We start from the raw sequence: 14690 nt of genomic DNA on the forward strand, positions 1-14690 counted from the left end.
GCGCTCATCGTGGCCACTTGTCTGGAACGAGTCAAGTCTGACGCTGAACGGCGGTGCGGCAGCGGGCGGCGGGCGGGGCGGATGGCGGGCCGCAGGCCGCAATCGGAACGTGGGTTCGGTATCGGAACGTGCCTTGCATCGCACGTTTCGATACCGAACCCACGTTCCGATCCAACGGCTCGGCTCAGCGTGCGGGCGCCGGGTGGAGCGCGAGGTGCCGGTCGGGGTGCAGGTGGGTCGTCACCGCGCTCGGGAAGCGGGACACCAGGCGGCGGACAGCCGCCTCCGGGCGCCGCGCGTCGGACGCCATGAAGCGGACGGGGCGGACGCCGAGCGCCTCCGCGATGGCGTCCTCGCGGCGCTTCTCCTCGACGAGCGCCCGACGGCCGCTGTACGCCGCACCGAACGCCCCGTCGGTGTACTTGACCTGCCCGTCGAACTCGGCGAGGACGCGGTGCTCCGGCCAGCCAAGGTCGGCGCGGTATACCCCTGCGTGCGTACGGACCGCCCACTGGGTGGTCGGCCGCGGCAGGCCGGCGTGCAGCGCGAGGTAGCGCAGCCACGTCTCCCACGCGGACTCGGCACCGGCGTCGGCGAGCGAGAGGACGAGGCCCGCGCGCGCCCGCCCGTTGCGCTGCGTCAACGCCGCCAGCCGCTCGCGCACCTCGTCGAGGCGAAGGCCTTGCCGCAGCGCGCCGTCGGCGACGACGAGCCCGTCGAGCGCCGGCATCGTGAGCAGGCAGTCGACGACGGTCTGCTCGAGTGTCGTCACCGGGATCCCGTCGACCTCCACCCACGACGTCGGCAGGCCCACGTGGCGGCCGACGTCCGCCGACCGCGTGCCGCTCATGCTCGACGCCTGCCGCACGTGCGTCACCGCAGGCACGCGCCAGACCGGTAGTCGCCACAGGAGCGCGGCACTCCCGTGGCTGATGACGTGCGGCGCCCGCAGCTGCCGGTGCACGACGGCGACGTGAGCGAGCGCGGCAGCGACGTCGCCGGCGACGCGCCCGTCGCCCGGCCCGTCACCGAGCCCGACGACGTAGCCACCACGCCGCACTCGCCGAAGATCCCCGGCGCCCACAAGACGCCGCAGCTCCCCCTGCTCACGCTCCCTGGCAAGCACCACCCTGTCCGCTGTCACGCGCCCCAGCATCCCGGCCGAGCACCGAGCGCGCGGACGACCTGTGGACAACGTCGCCGCGCACCGCCGCCCCGGGATTGCCGCCCGCCGGAGCCGGACGCCGGCCGAGTTCAGGCGCGCCGGGGCCCGGGCGCCGGTCCGGCGACTCGGCGACCCGGCGACCCGGCGACCCGGCGATCCGGCGATCCGGCGATCCGGCGATCGAAGCGTGGGTTCGGGATCGGAACGTGCCTTCCATCGCACGTTTCGATCCCGAACCCACGTTCCGATGGCGGGCTCGTCAGCCCAGCGTGCGGTGGAAGAACGCGATCGAGTCGCGAGCGGTGTCCGCCTTCGCCGCCGGGTCGTCGTGCTCCTCGAGCACGAAGCCGTAGTGGCCCGCAGCCGGCGTGCCGACCGTCGCCGCGTCCGCGCCACGGATCGCGCGGGCGTACCGCATGCCGTTCTCCGCCGGGGGCGCGATCACGTCCGACGCCGTCCAGCGCACCGCCACCGGGACGTCGACGCCGGCGGTCGTCGCGGCGTCGTCGAGCAGCGGGCCGAGCGCCGGGCACAGCAGGAAGCCGGCGCGGACGCGGCGGTCGCGCAGGTCGGCCGCGGCGCGGCGCGGGAGCGACGCGAGCACCTCGGGGTCCAGGGCGGTGAGCTCCTCGAGGAGCGTCGGGTACTCCGGTGGGGGCGGCAGCTCGACGTCGCCACCGCCCAGCCGTTCCACCATCGCCTGGGCGAGCCGCGCGCCGCACACGGCCGCCGCGGTGTAGCCGCCGAGCGAGAAGCCCGCCACGCCGACCGGTCCCCGGGCCGCGACGTGGTCGAGGGCGACCGAGACGTCCAGCGCGCGGTCCCACCAGCTGACGAAGCCCAGGGCCGTCTTGCCTGCGACGTAGCTGTTGCCGTGATGGTCGATCCCGACGACGTCGCACCCCGCGTCGCGCAGCGCCGTCGCCCACCACTCCAGCTCCCGCACGGAGCCGCCCGTGCCGTGGGACAGCACGATCAGCGGGGCGTCGTCGCGCGCCGCCCGCCACACGGTGACGCGGACGGGACGCGGACCCGTGCCGTCGTACGCGGCGCGGGCAGGGTCGTAGACGGTGAGCGGCCCGGCGGAGGCGAGCGGCCCGGTGGCGGTGAGGTCCATGCACGGGATGGTGGGCCCTGCCCTTGGGGCAGGGTCAACGCCGGCGGCGGACCTGCCTCCGGCGTCCACGCGAGCGCACCGCACGGCGCCAGGGCGGCCTCACCGGCGCGCAACCACCCGCCCTCGCCTCACCAGCGCACGGCGGCCTCCGCGACGACGGCGTCCGGGTCGTCGTCGGACCACGGGACGGCGTAGATCTCGCGCCGCACCGGGGAGGCGACGCCCGCCCTCCGTGCGGCGGCGACCGTCGCCGCGTGCAGGTCCACGATCTGCGGGAACGCGCACTCGCGCACGGTGACGGGCAGGAACGCCTCCTCGCCGGCGGGCTCTTCCCGCAGGACGACGGCGCCGGCGGGGTCGACCGTGCCCTCGTAGGGCACGCACGTCTCGACCCGCCCGGTGACGCCCGGCCCGGTCAGCTCCCGGTACACCACCCAGTACTCGTCGCCGAAGCGCGCGCCCTGGGCCGCGAGGTGCGCTCGCACGGTCAGGACGTCGGCGGTGAACGTCGGGACGAGGGCGGCCTGGTCCGGCTCGCTCGTCAGGGTCGCGACCTTGCGCGCGGGGACGGTCCGCCGACGGACGTCGTCGCGCACCGGCATCGTGGCGGCGAGGTGCGCCTCGACGGCGGCGCGGCCCTCGCCCGCGGCGGCGCGCCGCTCGCCCCACCAGCGCATCAGCAGGTCGCGGGCGTCGTCGGGCGGGGCGTCGACGACGGCGGCGACACGCTCGAGCGGCAGCTCCAGCCGGCGCAGCAGGGCGATGGTGCGCCCGCGGGCGACCTGGTCCGGGCCGTAGGTGCGGTACCCGGTCACGTCGTCCACGGTCGCCGGGACCAGGAGCCCGTTGGCGTGGTAGAGGCGCAGCGCCTTGGGCGAGAGGCCGCTCGCACGCGACATCTCCCCCGACGTCAGGCCGCGGTCGGTCACCGGGTCAGGCGCCTGTCCGCGCGGTCACCTCGAGGATCCGGGTGCGGTCGACCGCTGCGTCGCGGTCGGCGTCCAGCGCGGTGCGGCGCGGGTCGCGGAGATAGGCGTCGAGCGCCGCGCGCGACGGCAGCTCGATGACCTGCACCTCGAGCGGGTCGGTCACGTCGTCGGTCCAGCCCTGGACGTCGAGCGGGACGACAGTCGACGACGTCGCCCGCCGCACGCGGGTGACGAGCCGGGCCCCGTGGTCCGGCAGCAGGGCCAGGACGGCGTCCTCGTAGGCGGTGAGCGCGTCGTCCTGGCCGGGGCGGGCCCACAGGAGGACGCAGAGCTGAAGGGCCGCGGTGCTCGACACGCGAGCCATGGTGGCAGCAACCCCGAGCCGCACGCCAGCCCGCGCCCCGGGCCGGCTCCGCCCCCTCACGATCGGAACGTGCATTCGAGATCGGAACGTGCATCGCAGCGCACGTTCCGATCTCGAATGCACGTTCTGATCGGCCGCGCCCGGCGCCCTGACCCGCCGCCAGACCGCCGGAACGCCCATCACGGCGGGCCAGATGTCGGGCCCCGAGGGCCGCGGCAGGGACGATGAACAGGAAAGTGTCCGCGCCCACGGGGGGAGCCCACCCATGACGCCGCCGGTCACCCATGCCCCGAAGCCGCCCACGGCCCAGGTCCCTGCCACGACACAGGGCCCCGCCGTCGAGAGCCGCCTCGCCTCGGGCAAGGCCAGCACCTTGAGAGACCTGATCGAGCGTGGCGACTTCGCCGCCGCCCAGGACTGGGCGCGCGAGCGCCAGGTCGGGGAGGTCGTCGACGAGATCGACCGCATGCGCCCGGTCGACGCCGTCGCCGCCTTCCGCCTGCTCGACCCCGAGCGCGCGTTCGACGTCTTCGAGGACCTCGAGCCCAACGGCCAGCAGGCCATCCTCGAGGTGATGCGCGGGGCCGAGTTCAGCGAGTTCGTCGACTCCCTCGACCCCGACGACCGCGCCCGCATGCTCCACGAGCTGCCCGCGCGCGTCGCTCGTCGCGTGCTCGCCGGGCTGAGCCCCGCGGAGCGCGCCCTCACGGCCACCCTGCTCGGCTACCCCGAGAACTCCGCGGGCCGCTACATGACCCCGCAGGTCGTGGTGCTGCGCGAGAACCTGTCCGTCGCTGCGGCGCTCACGCACGTCCGCAACCGCGGGGCCGACGCCGAGACGATCTACACGCTTCCCGTCGTCGACACCGAGCGCCGTCTGACCGGCGTCGTCGACCTGCGCGAGCTGGTGCTCGCGGACGCCGAGGCGACGGTGGCGGACCTGGTCGTCACGAGCCCGCCGCACGTCAAGGCGACCGAGCCCGCCGAGCGCGCGGCCCGCCTCATGGCCGACGAGAACGTCCTCGACCTGCCGGTCATCGACTGCGAGGGCCGCCTGCTCGGCCTGCTCACGTTCGACGACGCCGACGAGGTCATCGAGGACGCCGACTCCGAGGACGCCTCCCGCCAGGGTGGCGCCAAGCACTGGGACGGCCACTACATGGCGGTGTCGGTGCTGCAGATGGCGCGCGCCCGCGCGGTGTGGCTGGTGCTGCTGCTCGTGGTCTCGCTGCTCACGGTGACGGTCGCGCACCACTTCGAGGACGCGCTCGAGCAGGTGGCGGCGCTCGCGCTGTTCGTGCCGCTGCTCATCGGCACGGGCGGCAAGGTGGGCACGCAGGCGTCGTCGGCGTGCGTGCGCGCGATCGCCATCGGCGAGGTGCGGCCCTCGGACATCGCCCGCGTGACGCTGCGCGAGGCCGCGACCGGGCTGCTGCTCGGCGCGGGCCTGGGCGTGCTCGCGATCGGCGCCGGCTTGTTCTTCACGGGGCTGGAGGTCGCCGTCGTCGTCGGGGTGTCGCTCATGCTCATCGCCCTGCTCGGGGCGCTCGTGGGCGGGATCTCCCGCTGGTGGCGCGGCGGTTCGGCATCGACCCGGCGCTCGTGTCGGCGCCCGTGGTCACCACCGTCGTGGACGTGCTCGGCCTGGTGATCTACTTCGTCGTCGCGAGCACGCTGCTGGGCCTCTGAGCACCTCCGCCCGGGCGGGCCGGCGCGCGGCTAGCCTGGGCGGGTGCTGCGGATCTCCGACCTGACCTACCTCGTGCGCGACCTCGACGAGGCCATCACGTTCTTCGTCGACGCCCTGGGCTTCGAGGTCCGCTCCGACGAGGTCTCCCCCGGGCGCCGCCGCGTCGTCGTGGGTCCCGACGGTGGCGGGCCAGGCCTGGTGCTCAAGCCCGCGCCGAGCTCGCCCCAGGTGGGCCGGCAGGCCGACGGCGGGGTCCTGTTCTTCCTCCACACGGACGACTTCGACGCGACCTACGCGCGCCTGGCCGCGCACGGCGTGACGTTCCGCGAGGAGCCGCGGCACGAGCCGTGGGGCACCGTCGTCGTGTTCGAGGACCTCTACGGCCAGCCGTGGGACCTCATCCAGCCGCTCGCCTGAGAACACCCGAGCCACCGCTCGACGGCGTCGAGCCGGCGGCTCGTCTGGCGCTGCCAGTCCCGCTCCTGCACGCGGTGCGGCCCCGTGGCCAGCGACATGAGCACCCCGGCGACGCGCGCGGACAGCTCCGCGGGGTCGACGACGTCGGCGAACGCGGTCGCGTACTGCCGGGCGAGGGCGCGCAGGCGGGGCCGTCCCAGCCGCGCATGAGCGACAGCGTCTCGAGGTGCGCGACGAGGCAGGCGAGGTCGTCCGCGCGGCGGCCGGGGCCGGCGCTGTCGACGTCGAGCAGGCCCGTGACGCGCCCGCCCGCGAGCAGCAGCTGCGCCTCGTAGAGGTCGCCGTGCGTGGGCGCGTCGTCGGGCATGCCGACCGTGCGGTCGAGGATCCGGTCCGCGAGCGCCGCCGCCCGCCCGGCCTCGCGCGGCAGTGCGGCGCCGATGAGGGAGGCGTAGAAGTCGGCGTGCTCGCTCCAGGGGGCGCGGCGCGGCATGGTGCACAGCTCGTGCGGCAGCCGTTCGACGAGGTCGAGCACCTCGCGCGGGGACGGCACGGGGCGGCCGGACTGGACGGCGGCCCGCATGGTGGTGCCGTCCAGCGGGGTGAGCACGAGCAGGCCGTCGGCGGTGGAGTCGAGCACGGCGGGCACGGGCAGCCCGGCCGCGGTGAGCAGGTCGTGGCGGCGGCGCAGCTCGTCGACCTTCGTGGGCCGCAGCACCTTGAGGTAGAGCCGCCCGCCGGGGGCGCTCGCCTCGACGACGGCGCGCCGCGTGGGCCGGTACGCGCGCAGGGTCAGGTCGACGGGCCGGCTCGCCGCCGCGGGCACGCCGAAGCGTTCGAGCAGGGCGGCGACGGCGTCCTCGTCGTGCGCGGTGCGCAGGGCGGGCAGGCCGGGGTCGTCGGGGAAGAGCCAGACGGCGGCGCGCCGCTCGCCGCGCTCGAGCGTGAGGACGCCGGGCGCGCTGTGGTGCGCGGGGCGGCCGACGCTCGCGCCGAGCGTCTCGCGGCGGACGCCGTCGGACCAGCGCACGTCGCCGCGGTACGCCACCGTGGTGGACGTCCCGGGGCGGTGGTCGACCTGCCGCACCGACCAGTCGACCAGCTCGCCGCCGGCGCGGTCGAGCGCGGCCGCGAGCAGGTCACCGGCGTCGGCGCCGGTGAGCAGGTCGAGTGCGGACGTCATGGCGTCAGGGCGAGGCGACGGTGCTGCGCGGGTCGGTCAGGTCGTCCATGGCGTCGAGGAGGCTCGCCTGGATGTAGGTGAGCTCGGGCGTCGCGAAGCTCTCCCAGGAGAGGTCGTCGACGTCGCCCCACGACTCCTCGGCGGCGGGCTCGTCCCACATCGTCGTCTGCGGGTTGTGCTTGTAGACCCACCACAGGTGGCCGAACGGGTCGGCGAAGCGGGAGAAGGTGTCGCCCCAGAAGTCGGTGGGCTCCGTGACGACGCGGCCGCCACGCGCGACGGCACGCTCGAGCGTCGCCTCGACGTCGTCGACGTAGACGCGCACGAACGCGGGCGTGTACGGCCAGTGCGGCTTGCGGTCCGCGACGGTGAGCAGGGAGTCGCCGAGGAGCAGCTCGGAGTGCAGCACGAGCCCGTCGACGTCGTCGGTGCGGGCCGCCGGCACCTCGACCGCGCCGAACACCTGGACGAGGAACTCGATGAGCCCTCGGGCGTCGTCGGACATGATGAACGGCGCGATGGTGGCGGAGCCGGCGGGCGCGGCGGGGGTAGACATCCGGGGTTCCTCTCGGTCGACCCTTCGACCATGACGGGAAACGGCGGCGCCCGGGGACGGCTGGCCGCGGCGGGCCCGCGGTCTGTCGCGCTGCGCACGTCCCCGCGTGGTGCACTGGCCGTGTGAAACCCTTCCTGCTGCTGGCGACGCGCGCGCAGGACGTCGCCGCCGACGGCGAGCACGCGGCCGTGCTGCGCTTCGGCGGGCTCGCGCCGGAGCGGGTGCGGCGGGTGCGGCTCGAGCAGGCGCCCATGCCGCGCATCGACCTCGACGACTACGCGGGGATCGTCGTGGGCGGCGGCCCGTTCAACTCCTCGGACCCGGAGACGTCGAAGTCGCCGACGCAGCGCCGCGTCGAGCGCGAGTTCGCTGCCCTGCTCGACGAGGTCGTGGACCGCGACTTCCCGTTCCTGGGCGCCTGCTACGGCGTCGGGACGCTCGGCGCGCACGAGGGCGCGATCATCGACCGCACGTACGGCGAGCGGATCGGCCCCGTGGAGGTCACGCTCACGCCGGAGGGCGTCGCCGACCCGCTGCTGGCCGGGATGCCGCCGCGGTTCCACGCGCTCGTCGGGCACAAGGAGGCGGTGCGCGCGCTCCCCGCGCACGCGGTGCTGCTCGCGTCGTCGGCGCACTGCCCGGTGCAGATGTTCCGCATCCGCAGCAACCTGTACGCCACGCAGTTCCACCCGGAGCTGGACGTCGCGGGCCTGCTGGAGCGTATCGAGGTGTACCGGGACCACGGGTACTTCGAGCCGTCGGAGCACGCGGAGGTGCTGGCGCGGGCGACGTCGCGCGAGATCACCGCCCCGCACCGCATCTTGCGGGCGTTCGTGGAGCGCTACGGCACGCCGTAGCGGGGCTCACGCGTGGCTGGGGTGCTCGTGCTGGACGTGCTCGGCCGGCTCGATCTGGAACGTGGAGTGCTCGACGGCGATGGCGAAGTGCGTCGCGAGGCACTCCTGGAGCTGGTCGAGGATCCGCCCGGCGTGCCCGTCGCTGAAGCACTCGCTCTCGACGACGACGTGGGCGGACAGCACCGGCAGGCCGGTCGCGATGAGCGACGCGTGCACGTCGTGCACCTCGCGCACGTGGTCGACCTCGAGCAGGTGGGCGCGGACGTCGTCGAGGTCGAGTCCCGGCGGGGTCGACTCGAGCAGCACCGACGTCGTCTCCCACAGGATCTTCGCGGCGCGCGGCAGGATCAGGACGCCGATGAGCAGGCCCGCGACGGCGTCGGCCTGCTGCCACCCGGTCGCGGCGATGACGACCGCTGCGACGATGACGGCGACGGAGCCCAGGGCGTCGTTGAGCACCTCGAGGAACGCGGCCCGCAGGTTGAGGTTCGCCGCCCGCCGTGACGCCAGGACCAGCAGCGACGCGACGTTCCCCACGAGGCCGACGACGCCGAAGACGACGAGCTCGCCCGAGGCGATCTCGGGCGGCGAGAACAGCCGCTGCACGCCCTCGACCAGCACGTAGACGCCGACGGCGAGCAGGATCGCCGACTGCCCGAGCGCGGCGAGCACCTCAGCGCGGCGGAACCCCCACGTGCGCTGCGACGTCGCCGGGCGCAGCGACAGGTGCGCCGCGAAGAGCGCGAGGGCGAGGCCCGCGGCGTCGACCAGCATGTGCGCGGCGTCGACCAGCAGCGCGAGCGACCCGGTGAGGAGCGCGCCGACCACCTCGGCCAGCAGGATCGTCGCCGTGATCGCGAAGGCGACAGCGAGCCGCCCGCGATGGTCGCCGGGCCCGCCGGGCCCGCCGGGGGCATGGTCGTGGTCGTGGCTCATGAGCCCAGCGTTCCACGGACGGCGCAGGGCGTCGGACGCGGGCACGCTGGCGCCGGATCGCTACAGCAGGAGCAGGTTGAGCGACGCGACGACGACGAGCACCGTGACGAGGCGGTCGAACAGGCGCTGGTCCACGCGGCCGACGACCTTCCGGCCGATCCACGTCCCCACGAGCACGACGGGCGCGAGCACCGCCCAGAGCGCCACCGTGTCGGCGCGCACGATCCCCACGCCCACCGCGACGGGCAGCTTGATCACGTTGACCGTGAAGAAGAACCACGCCGTCGTGCCGAGGAACCGCCACTTCTCGAACCCCGTGGCGAGCAGGTAGAGGCTCATGGGCGGGCCGCCCGCGTTGGCCACCATCGTGGTGAACCCGGCGAGGCCGCCGTACCCCGCGGCGGCGGTGCGCGAGTCGGCGCGCAGACGGTTGCGGCCCAGGTTGAGCAGGAGCAGGACGAGCAGGATCGCGCCGATGGTGCGGCGCATGACCTGGTCGCTGACCGCGCCGAGGAACACCGCCCCGAGGGCGACGCCCACGATCACGGGTCCCAGGAGCCGCCCGATGACGCGGAAGTCGGCGTGCTTGCGGTACGCCCAGATCGCCACGAGGTCGCCCGTGACCAGCAGCAGGAGCACCGCGCCCGTCGAGTCGCGGGCGGGGACGACGAGCGCCATGAGCGCGGCCGCGATGAGCCCGAGGCCGCCGAGCGCCGTCTTGGAGAAGCCGACGAGCAGCGCGACCAGCACCGCGACGGCCCAGCCCGTCCACGGCAGGGCGTCGATCAGGGGCGCCGGCTCAAGCACGGGGGCGCCTCGTCATGCCCGCACCGTAGCGGAGGCCATCCTCACGCTCATAGTTGGCCAACTGACCAAGTCAGGTGACCTGCTCGCCGTACGGTGGGGGCATGAGCGAGAACCCGAACGCACCCCGCAAGCGCGTCAGCGCCGACGAGCGCCGTCGGCTGCTCGTCGCCGCCGCGCTGCGGGTCATGCGGCGCGACGGCGTCGGCGCCGCGACCACGCGCGCGATCTGCGCCGAGGCCGGGATGCCGCACGGCGCGTTCCACTACTGCTTCCACGGCAAGAAGGACCTTTACACGGCGCTGCTCGCGACCGAGGTTGAGGTGGACCTCGACGACCTGTGGACGAGCGTCGCCCCCGGCATGCCGCCCGAGGACGGCATCCGCGCGCTGCTCCTCGCGCACTGGGCTGCGATCGAGGCGGCGCCCGACGCGCAGCTGGTCCTCTACGAGCTCGGCGACCTCGCGCTGCGCGACCCCGACCTGCACGACCTGGCCCAGTGGGAGCAGCGCGCCGCCGTCGACAAGGCCGCCGAGGCCGTCGCACGCCTCACCGCCGAGGGCGGCTTCGGCCTCGTCCGCGACGCGCGCGCCGTCGCAGAGCTCGTCGTCTCGACGCTCGACGGCGTCGCCCGCGCATGGCTGCGCCATCGCGACGACGAACGTGCCCGCGCGACCCTCACCGACCTCGCAGGCCTGCTGGCCACCCTGACCACCCCGACCGGAGGAACACCGTGACCGAGATCCAGTACCGCCCCTACCTGGAGCAGGACGCCCAGGACGTCAAGGCGATCATCAACCAGGCGTTCTCCATCGACCGCTTCGTCAAGGAGCCCCGCCTCCTGGGCGGCGCGCTCGAGGTCTACCTGCGCACCTGCCTGCTCGCCAGCACGTACGCGCGGGTCGCGGTCCAGGACGGCCGCGTCGTCGGCATCCTCATGGGTCGCGTGTCCGGGCACGAGCGGCTCCCCGGCCGGCTCCGCAACCGCCTGCTGACCGGGTCGCACATGGCACGGCTCGCCGTCCTCGGCGTCACGGAGCACAGGTCGCTGCGCCAGTACTTCCAGTTCGACGCCGTCTACGCCCGCCTGCGCAAGGCCGCCACCGCGCCGACCACCGACGAGCTCACCCTCTTCGCCGTCGACGCCTCCACGCGCGGGCTCGGCGTCGGCAAGGCGCTCTACGACACCTACCTGGACCACCTGCGCGAGCACGGCCGCAGCGACTTCTACCTGTACACCGACACGCGCTGCTCGTACGGGTTCTACGAGAAGCAGGGCATGACGCGGGCGGCCGCCGAGGACATGACGATCCGGCTCGACGGCACGCCGGAGACCCTGGGCGTCTTCCTCTATGCGGGGAGCGCCACCTGACCCTCGCCCCGCGCCCCGTCCGCGCTACCGTCCGCCGCTCTCCGGCACGACGCCGAGGTGCCGGGCGAAGAACCGCACGGAGCTGTCGATCTCGAACATCGGCACCCGGAAGTGGCTGCCGGGGTTGGCGTGCAGGGTCTTCTCGGCGGACCCGAGCGCGTCGTAGAGCCTCAGGGCGCCGTCGCGCGGCTCGCCGGTGTCGTCCCACTGGACCACGAACTCGACCGGCACCGTGATCCGCGCGGCCGCCTCGGCGAGCCAGGGGCTGGCGACCAGGCCCAGCACCGCGGCCGTGATCCGCGGCTCCTGCGCGACGAGGCGGATGCCCATCTCGCCGCCCTGGGACAGGCCGTAGTACCCGACGGGCCCGTGCGCACCGACGACGTCCAGCCGCTGGAGCGCGTCCAGGACGGTCCGCCAGTCGGGGACGAGCTCGGCCGCGACGGTCTCGCAGAGGTCGGGCCAGGCCTGCCCGGCAGGCTCGTCGGCGGCCCTCCGCTCGTCGAGGAGCGCGACGAGCCGCCGGATCTCGGGGTGCTCCGGCCGGTCGCCGGTGCCCGGTGCGTCGATGGCGGCGACGGCGTAGCCGCTGGACCGCACGTAGGGGATCGCCCGCGAGACGACCTCCCACCCCTTCTTGTGCTGGCCGCCGCCGTGCCCGATCAGCACCAGCGGCCGGGGGCCGTCGCCGCCGTCGGGGGTCCAGAGGGCCCCGGGGATGTCGCCGACGGCGAAGAGCTGCTCGCGGACGCCGTCGGCGACCGTCTCGGAGAGGATGCGCACTCCCGTATGCCAGCCGACGGGGCGACGCCGGGGCAAGTGCTTACTCGGCCCGGTGATCAGGCCGCGAGGGTCTTGCGCACCGTGCGCAGCAGCTGCCGGACGACGTCGTACCGCGACGCCGTCGTCCCGGAGAGCACCTCCCACGTCGCGTAGAAGAACGCGCCCAGGGCGCTGACGACCCACTCCGTGGAGAGCTCGGCGTCGATGGTCCCGTCGGCGCGGCCGCGCTCGACCACGGCCCGGAGGTCGGCCTGCACGAACGCGTCCTCGTCGAAGATCCCGTTGTCGCCGAGCGTCTCGGTGAAGTACAGCGCGAGGAGGTCGGACAGCTCGACGTACTCCTGGCAGAGGCGTTCGATCGCGCCGATCGCCGATCCCTCCGTCAGGGCGGCGCGCTCGTGGGCCGCCGCGAACCTGGCCCGCGCATCCTCGCCGAGGGCTGCGAGCAGGTCGGCCCGCTCGGGGAAGTACCGGTAGAGCGTCGTGCGCCCGATGCCGGCGGCGTCGGCGATCTGGCCCAGCGACGCGGACGAGTCCTTCGCGAGCTGGGCGACCGCCGTGTCGAGGATCAGCCGGTGGGTGCGGGCCCGGGCCCCCGTGAGCGCGGGCGCCGCGGCGTCTGCGGTGGTGTTCATGCCGATCACGATAGCCGTCTGAGGTGCCGGAAGGGGGCATCTGATCGCTGATCTGGCGCACCGCTGGACTGAAATGGAACATCAACGTACCGTTTCGGCTCATGAGCAACCCCAAGACCTCCGCGACGCCGGCGAACCCGGAACGCACCTGGCGCACCTTCCTGTCGTTCATGCGGCCCTACCGGGCGATGATCTCGGTCGGCGCGGTCCTCGGCGTGATCGCCACCGTGGCCAACCTCTGGTTCCCGCGCCTCACCGAGTACGTCATCGACGCCCTCGCCACCGGCCGGTCCACGACCGGCTACCTCGTCGCGGCGGGCATCGTCACGCTCGTCGGCCTGGCCGGGCTGCTGGGGCAGTTCATCGTGCTCGGCCGCACCGGCGAGACCGTCGTCTTCGACGTCCGCGCCGCGCTGGTCAAGCGCATCCTGCGCGGCTCGGTGCCCGAGGTGCTCTCGCGCAGCTCCGGCGACCTCGTCTCGCGGGCCACCGCCGACGCCCCGCTGCTCCAGCTCGCGGTGAGCACCGGGTTCGTCTCGTTCGTCACCGCGATCGCCGGCGTCATCGGCACCATCGTGTTCATGGGCGTCATCGACGGCGTCATGCTCGGCATCACGCTGGCTGCCGTCGCGGTGCTCGCCGTGTTCATGGGCCTGCTCATGCCGCGCGCCGGGCGCGAGCGAGCGCTCGCGCAGGACGCCGTCGGCGCGCTCGGCGGCGAGCTCGACGGGACGATCAAGGCCCTGCGGACCATCAAGTCCCTCGGCGCCGAGGACTCCCGTGGGCAGGCCGCGCTCGACTCCGCGCACAAGGCGCGCAAGCACGGCATCGCCGCGATGGTCACCGAGACCCTCGCCTTCGAGATCGGCCTCGGCGGCATGGCCATCGTGACCGTCGTCATGCTGGGCTTCGGCGCCTGGCGCGTGAGCGAGGGCCACCTGAGCATCGCCGCGCTCGTCGCGTTCATCATGTACGCGATGAACTTCACGATGCCGCTCATGGAGGTCGCCTCCGGCTTCCAGACGATCCAGCAGGGCCTCGCCGCCTCGAAGCGCATCGCCGAGGCCGAGGAGATCCCGTTCGAGGAGTCCGACGACGCCGCCCCGGCGACGTCGTCCACCGCGCCGGCCCGGGGCGACGTCCCGATCCTCGAGCTCCGCGGCGTGACCGCCGCGTACAACCCGCGCGACGGCGACGTGGTCACGGGCCTCGACCTGACCATCCCGCGCACGGGACACGTCGCGCTCGTCGGCCCGTCGGGCGCCGGCAAGACGTCCACGATGTCGCTGCTGCTGCGCTTCCTCGCCCCGCGGGCGGGGCAGATCCTGCTCGACGGCGTCTCGTACGACGACCTGACCTTCGCGCAGGTGCGCGAACGGTTCGCGTACGTCGAGCAGGAGCCCACCGTGCTGCCGGGCACCGTGCGCGACAACCTCGTCGCCGCGAAGCCCGACGCCACCGACGCCGAGCTGCACGACGTCCTCGCCGCCGTCCACCTCGACTCCGACGTCGCGAGCCTCCCCGACGGCCTGGACACCACGCTCATCGGGGCGACCATGACCGGCGGCGGCCGCCAGCGCCTCGCGCTGGCCCGCGCGCTCCTGCGCAACCCGGACGTGCTGCTCCTCGACGAGCCCACCTCCCAGATCGCGGGCTCCACGGAGGACGCGATCCACGAGGCGATCGCCGCCACCGCCGCCCACCGTGCCGTCGTCACCATCGCGCACCGCGAGGAGACGGTCCGCCACGCCGACACGATCGTCGTCATGGAGGCCGGGCGGGTCCGCGCCACGGGGACGCACGCCGAGCTGCTCGCCACGGACGCGCTGTACCAGGAGCTCATGAGCAACCTGCGGATCAACGACGGCGCGTAGCCCGGGCT

At 74.2% G+C, this 14690-nt stretch carries 15 protein-coding genes and 1 pseudogene; 6 read left to right on the forward strand and 10 right to left on the reverse strand.

Annotation, left to right across the window (positions count from 1 at the left end; all coding sequences use genetic code 11):
* Positions 1 to 184: 184 nt before the first annotated feature.
* From ET471_RS04915 to ET471_RS04930, 4 genes are all read right to left on the reverse strand, one after another.
* The gene (locus ET471_RS04915; protein WP_129186861.1) at positions 185 to 1144 is read right to left on the reverse strand and encodes a hypothetical protein; all 960 of its coding nucleotides are present in this window, start codon (positions 1142 to 1144) and stop codon (positions 185 to 187) included.
* A 280-nt stretch (positions 1145 to 1424) separates the two neighbouring features.
* Positions 1425 to 2282 carry an alpha/beta hydrolase family protein gene (locus tag ET471_RS04920; protein WP_129186862.1) on the reverse strand — a complete coding sequence of 286 codons (858 nt, stop codon included), beginning with the start codon at positions 2280 to 2282 and terminating at the stop codon, positions 1425 to 1427.
* A gap of 128 nt (positions 2283 to 2410) precedes the next feature.
* Entirely contained in the window at positions 2411 to 3211 is an 801-nt protein-coding gene (locus ET471_RS04925) for a MerR family transcriptional regulator (protein WP_129186863.1), read from the reverse strand.
* Positions 3212 to 3215: 4 nt separating this feature from the next.
* On the reverse strand, positions 3216 to 3566 hold the full coding sequence (locus ET471_RS04930) for a DUF1330 domain-containing protein (RefSeq protein ID WP_242496424.1): 351 nt from the start codon (positions 3564 to 3566) through the stop codon (positions 3216 to 3218).
* A 274-nt stretch (positions 3567 to 3840) separates the two neighbouring features.
* On the opposite strand from ET471_RS04930, the pseudogene mgtE reads away from it, so the two are divergent.
* Positions 3841 to 5264, forward strand: a pseudogene (mgtE, locus tag ET471_RS04935) (magnesium transporter).
* Positions 5265 to 5307: 43 nt separating this feature from the next.
* Positions 5308 to 5682 (forward strand): VOC family protein, encoded by a 375-nt coding sequence (locus ET471_RS04940; RefSeq protein WP_129186865.1) that lies wholly within the window; start codon positions 5308 to 5310, stop codon positions 5680 to 5682.
* On the opposite strand, the gene ET471_RS04945 is transcribed toward ET471_RS04940, so the two are convergent.
* Both ET471_RS04945 and ET471_RS04950 read right to left on the reverse strand, forming a co-directional pair.
* Positions 5663 to 6865 carry a phosphotransferase gene (locus ET471_RS04945; RefSeq protein WP_242496425.1) on the reverse strand — a complete coding sequence of 401 codons (1203 nt, stop codon included), beginning with the start codon at positions 6863 to 6865 and terminating at the stop codon, positions 5663 to 5665. The genes ET471_RS04940 and ET471_RS04945 overlap by 20 nt on opposite strands.
* A gap of 4 nt (positions 6866 to 6869) precedes the next feature.
* Positions 6870 to 7421, reverse strand: a complete 552-nt coding sequence (locus ET471_RS04950; protein ID WP_129186866.1) for a VOC family protein — start codon at positions 7419 to 7421, stop codon at positions 6870 to 6872.
* Positions 7422 to 7543: 122 nt separating this feature from the next.
* Here ET471_RS04950 and ET471_RS04955 point away from each other — a divergent pair, with 122 nt between their 5' ends.
* A complete protein-coding gene (locus tag ET471_RS04955) occupies positions 7544 to 8278 on the forward strand; it encodes a glutamine amidotransferase (protein ID WP_129186867.1) in 735 nt (244 codons plus the stop codon).
* A 6-nt stretch (positions 8279 to 8284) separates the two neighbouring features.
* Here the strand turns inward: ET471_RS04955 and ET471_RS04960 are convergent, their stop codons facing one another.
* Positions 8285 to 9214: a cation diffusion facilitator family transporter gene (locus ET471_RS04960; protein WP_129186868.1), complete on the reverse strand. Its 930-nt coding sequence runs from the start codon at positions 9212 to 9214 to the stop codon at positions 8285 to 8287.
* A 60-nt stretch (positions 9215 to 9274) separates the two neighbouring features.
* The gene (locus ET471_RS04965; protein ID WP_242496426.1) at positions 9275 to 10021 is read right to left on the reverse strand and encodes a sulfite exporter TauE/SafE family protein; all 747 of its coding nucleotides are present in this window, start codon (positions 10019 to 10021) and stop codon (positions 9275 to 9277) included.
* 101 nt (positions 10022 to 10122) lie between these two features.
* Between ET471_RS04965 and ET471_RS04970 the strand changes: the two genes are divergently transcribed.
* Both ET471_RS04970 and ET471_RS04975 read left to right on the forward strand, forming a co-directional pair.
* Positions 10123 to 10755, forward strand: a complete 633-nt coding sequence (locus ET471_RS04970) for a TetR/AcrR family transcriptional regulator (RefSeq protein ID WP_129186869.1) — start codon at positions 10123 to 10125, stop codon at positions 10753 to 10755.
* A complete protein-coding gene (locus ET471_RS04975; protein WP_129186870.1) occupies positions 10752 to 11390 on the forward strand; it encodes a GNAT family N-acetyltransferase in 639 nt (212 codons plus the stop codon). Before ET471_RS04970 ends, ET471_RS04975 begins: the two co-directional genes overlap by 4 nt.
* A 24-nt stretch (positions 11391 to 11414) precedes the next feature.
* Here ET471_RS04975 and ET471_RS04980 read toward each other — a convergent pair whose 3' ends face one another.
* Positions 11415 to 12173, reverse strand: coding sequence for a dienelactone hydrolase family protein (locus ET471_RS04980; RefSeq protein ID WP_129186871.1), 759 nt, complete (start codon positions 12171 to 12173; stop codon positions 11415 to 11417).
* Between the two features lie 56 nt (positions 12174 to 12229).
* Positions 12230 to 12808 carry a TetR/AcrR family transcriptional regulator gene (locus ET471_RS04985; protein ID WP_129186872.1) on the reverse strand — a complete coding sequence of 193 codons (579 nt, stop codon included), beginning with the start codon at positions 12806 to 12808 and terminating at the stop codon, positions 12230 to 12232.
* Positions 12809 to 12909: 101 nt separating this feature from the next.
* Between ET471_RS04985 and ET471_RS04990 the strand changes: the two genes are divergently transcribed.
* Positions 12910 to 14682, forward strand: a complete 1773-nt coding sequence (locus tag ET471_RS04990; RefSeq protein WP_129186873.1) for an ABC transporter ATP-binding protein — start codon at positions 12910 to 12912, stop codon at positions 14680 to 14682.
* The last annotated feature ends 8 nt before the right edge of the window (positions 14683 to 14690 follow it).

It is taken from the genome of Xylanimonas protaetiae (genome assembly GCF_004135385.1).
Classification (GTDB): domain Bacteria; phylum Actinomycetota; class Actinomycetes; order Actinomycetales; family Cellulomonadaceae; genus Xylanimonas; species Xylanimonas protaetiae.